5 protein-coding genes are annotated in these 3617 nt (G+C 71.0%); 4 read left to right on the forward strand and 1 reads right to left on the reverse strand.

The window, feature by feature from the left end; all coding sequences use genetic code 11:
• Positions 1 to 48: 48 nt before the first annotated feature.
• From U9980_RS24930 to U9980_RS24940, 3 genes are all read left to right on the forward strand, one after another.
• Positions 49 to 495, forward strand: a complete 447-nt coding sequence (locus U9980_RS24930) for a hypothetical protein (protein WP_322770157.1) — start codon at positions 49 to 51, stop codon at positions 493 to 495.
• A 2-nt stretch (positions 496 to 497) separates the two neighbouring features.
• Positions 498 to 1430 carry a hypothetical protein gene (locus U9980_RS24935; protein WP_322770158.1) on the forward strand — a complete coding sequence of 311 codons (933 nt, stop codon included), beginning with the start codon at positions 498 to 500 and terminating at the stop codon, positions 1428 to 1430.
• 214 nt (positions 1431 to 1644) lie between these two features.
• On the forward strand, positions 1645 to 1845 hold the full coding sequence (locus U9980_RS24940; protein ID WP_322770159.1) for a hypothetical protein: 201 nt from the start codon (positions 1645 to 1647) through the stop codon (positions 1843 to 1845).
• Between the two features lie 6 nt (positions 1846 to 1851).
• Here the strand turns inward: U9980_RS24940 and U9980_RS24945 are convergent, their stop codons facing one another.
• Positions 1852 to 2634 (reverse strand): hypothetical protein, encoded by a 783-nt coding sequence (locus tag U9980_RS24945; RefSeq protein ID WP_322770160.1) that lies wholly within the window; start codon positions 2632 to 2634, stop codon positions 1852 to 1854.
• Between the two features lie 279 nt (positions 2635 to 2913).
• Between U9980_RS24945 and U9980_RS24950 the strand changes: the two genes are divergently transcribed.
• Positions 2914 to 3617, forward strand: a 704-nt coding sequence (locus U9980_RS24950) for a helix-turn-helix domain-containing protein (protein WP_322770161.1), incomplete at its 3' end; no start/stop codon positions are given.

The raw sequence follows: 3617 nt of genomic DNA on the forward strand, positions 1-3617 counted from the left end.
GGTAGCGAAGATTTCCGAAAGGCACCGGACCGCGCAGGGAGGGAACCGATGGGCCCAGACGACCACCCGGCAGATCCAGACGGGATCCGGGAGGCGGCGCGGGCGATCCGTCCCTACCTGCCCCGCCTGCTCGACCCGGCCACCGCCACCCGGCTGGACCGTGCTCTCGCCGACCAGCTCACCACCGCCGACCAGCTCACCACTGCCGACCCGACGGCCACCGACCGACTCCAAACCCTGCTTGCGGGCAACGACGACACCGCCTGGTTCCTCACCGCGGTCCTCACCGACACCCCGCACTTCCGGCCGCCCTACCACCAGCCCCGCTACCTGCACCGCCAGACCGGCGGACGGGCCACCCCGGCCGGCGACCCCGGCCCGATCGCCGCCGCCCGCTACACCTGCCCGCACGGCGACTACACCTGGTACCGGCCCGACGTGGGCACCCCCATCGAGGACTGCCCCACCCACCACATCCCACTGGTCCACGGCTAACCGTGCTGACCGCGTTTTGGGAGGCGGTCGGCGGGAAACTCGCCGACCGGTGGGCCGCCGTTTCCATCCCGACGCTGATCTACTGGCTGGGCGGGCTCGTCGCCTGGACCTGGCACCGCGGCGGCCTACACACCCTGACCGGCCAGCTCGGCTGGCTGGACCGGCAGACCCCCACAGTCCAGCTCACGGTCATCGTCACCGTGCTGCTGGCGGTGGCCGCCTCCGGCCTGGTCGTCCACCGGGCCGCGACCCCGACGCTGCGGCTGCTGGAAGGCTACTGGCCCGCCTGGACCAACCTGGCCCGGCGTCGCCTCGCCGGCTGGCTCGCCGCCCGCGCCGCCACCGACACCACCGTCTGGCAAGCCGCCTACACCCGGGTCCACCCCCCGGCTACCCCCACCGTCGACGACCTGGCCGGCTACACCCGGCTGGAACGCCGCCGCCGGCGTCGGCCCGCCGCAGCTGGCTACTTTCTGCCCACCCCGATCGGGAACATCCTGCGCGCCGCGGAACGCCGCCCGGTCGACAAGTACGGCCTCGACACGGTGATCATGTGGCCGCGGTTGTGGCCCGCCCTGCCCGAGACCACCCGCGCCGATCTGCTCGCCGCCCGCGCCGCCCTCGACAGTGCGGTCACCAGCGCCCTGTGGGGGCTGCTGTTCTGCGGGTTCACCCCGTGGACCTGGCTGGCCCTCCCCGCCGGCCTGGCCGTCGCCGTCGCCACGGTCACGCTGGTCGTTCCGGCCCGGGCGCAGGTGTTCGGTGACTTGATCGAGGCCGCCTACGACCAGCACCGCACCGTCCTCTACACCCAGCTCCGCTGGCCGCTGCCCACCAACCCCGCGGACGAACGCGAACATGGCCGGCGGTTGACCGCCTACCTGTGGCGCGGCTCGGACGAGACCACCCCGACCTTCACCCCACCCACCACCTGACCGCCCGTACCGCCCAGCACCGGCGACGACGCGGCGGCCGTCGGCCGCAGTGCAGCCGGGGTGTTTCCTACCGCGGTCGCATGATCAACTGGTGGGGTTGGGTCGGGCCGGCATGCAGAGATCAGATCGGTCTGTCCATGATCACGATGATCATATGTGCGAGGTTGGACGGCTCGATATATCGGCGGAGCATGCTGGCGAAATCAAGGCCGTAGTGCCGGCAGATGTCCTGGAGATCATCGAGTTCAGAGTGTACGGGGTCGTGGGGTACCTTCTCGACAATCCGGATGAGGTCCCTGTCTATGGCGGCTTTGAGCCAGTCTTCGACTCATGTGTATTTCTCCAGACTCATGTGTACCTCTCCAGCGGAGCGGAGCGGCGCCCGGACGCGGGGAAGGAATGGTGCGCGGATTGATGCCGGTCAGGGGATGGTGACGCCGGCGACCCGGAGCGCGGCGACGACGAGGACCTGTGGGGTGTCCGGGGAGAAGCGGGCCTCCCAGCCGGGCTGGAGATCAGACAGATGGCGATGGGACACGGTGATATGCCGTTGGTGGTCGAGTGTCACGTGAATATTCCCGGCGGTGAAACTCACCGGTGGGTCCGCGCGGGTGAAACCGGCATCGAGGAGGAGGTCGATGACATCCTCGGCGGTGACGGGGTGCGTGCCGGGATCGTCGTCACCGGTGGCAGGGGCGATGGGCATGATGAGGGTGCCTTCTTTCGGTCGCGGGGCGGGTGGCCGGGGGCTGGTCCGGCGTCGGCGGGGCTGGCGGTAGTCGACCCGCACTCCGCCCGGGAGGATTCGGGGCTGGGACCAGAACGCGAGGTAGCCGTCGAGCTGGTGGACGTCGCGGGCCAGGGTGGGCGCGTCGATCCCGGGCTGGCCGTCGGTGTAGTACAGGGCGTGGGTGGACAGGTCGAGCCATGCCCGCGCGCAGTGCGCGTGGAGTTCGTCCTCCATCCGGTGGGCACCGCACCCGCCGTCGGCGAGGTAGCCGGCGACGATCCCGACCTGGTTCCGGGCCGCGGCGAGCGCACCGGTGCCGGTGAGCGGGCCGGTGGGCCAGGGAGGCTGGTCGGGGGTGAAACCGACCCGGGTCAGGAATTCGTGCACGTGTCGGAGGCTGCGACCGAGTAGGTCGAGAACGTGCGCCGTGCGCGTCTCCTTTTCCTCCGCCGTGGGGATGTTAATGCTGGCCACGTCTGCTCACCTCCGCATGATTGGCCACGCCCGGTATTCCATCGGGTCGGCGCGGTCCCGGTCCGATATCGGTGCCACGATCGGAGTTGTCGGGGTGTATTGGGCGCTGTGAAGATAACTTGATCGTTTCCGGTGTGGCAATGGGTTTGGGAAAGAGTCTTGAAACAGGTGAAGAGATTCAGGTCACTTCCCTGTGGGGCTGGCTGGATGGGGGTGTGCAGAGGTACTCCTGAAGCGGGCCGCGGAACAATCCGCGGGATCGGAAAGGAGAACGCCGCTATGACTACCACCGTCGAAAATACTGTCGGGGCGGGGACGAAAATGTCGGTGAAGGAGGCGGTGCTCGGCGTGCTGACGGCTGCGGACGGGCCGCTGACCGTGGTGGAACTGGCCGTGGGCACGGGGATGTCCCGCTCGGCGGTGGCCGCGACGCTGACCGCGTGGGAAACCGCCGGGCAGGTGCGCCGGTATCGGGGTGAGCGGACCGGGAAGCGGCCCGCCCCGGACCGGTGGGCGCTGCGGGCGGCCGGAGACCCGGATCCGGCGGACACCCGCGGCGAGCCAGCCGGTCCCATCCCGGCCGGCGGCGGTGCCTCCCGGGCTGACACCGCCGGGCCGGGCCTACCGGCCGCCGAGGACACGCCGGTGGTCGGTGGGCCCGCGGATGCGTCGACGGCCCCCTCGGACGCCGACGAGCCGGTCGTGTCGGTCGCGGCGGAGAAGCCCGACACCACCACCGATGACCCCGACCCCGACGTCGGCGGGGATGTGGCGTCGCTGCCCGGCGACCCCGCCCCACACGCCCCGGACGCGGCGGCGACCATGCCCGCGGACAGCGCCGACAACTGCGCGTCCGAACCCGAACCGGCGCCCGAACCCGAACCGGCACCCGAGCCCGAGCCGGCACCCGAGCCCGAGCCGGCACCCGAGCCCGAGCCGGCACCCGAGCTCGAGACGACCGCGGATGCCGGTCGGCCGGAGAA

Origin of the sequence: Protofrankia sp. Cr1 (genome assembly GCF_963555865.1) — a bacterium.
Taxonomy (GTDB): domain Bacteria; phylum Actinomycetota; class Actinomycetes; order Frankiales; family Frankiaceae; genus Protofrankia.

What these genes read in the sequence shown, in the direction of transcription:
- U9980_RS24930 (WP_322770157.1), top strand. Translation starts at nt 49, where the DNA reads ATGGGCCCAGACGACCACCCGGCAGATCCAGACGGGATCCGGGAGGCG.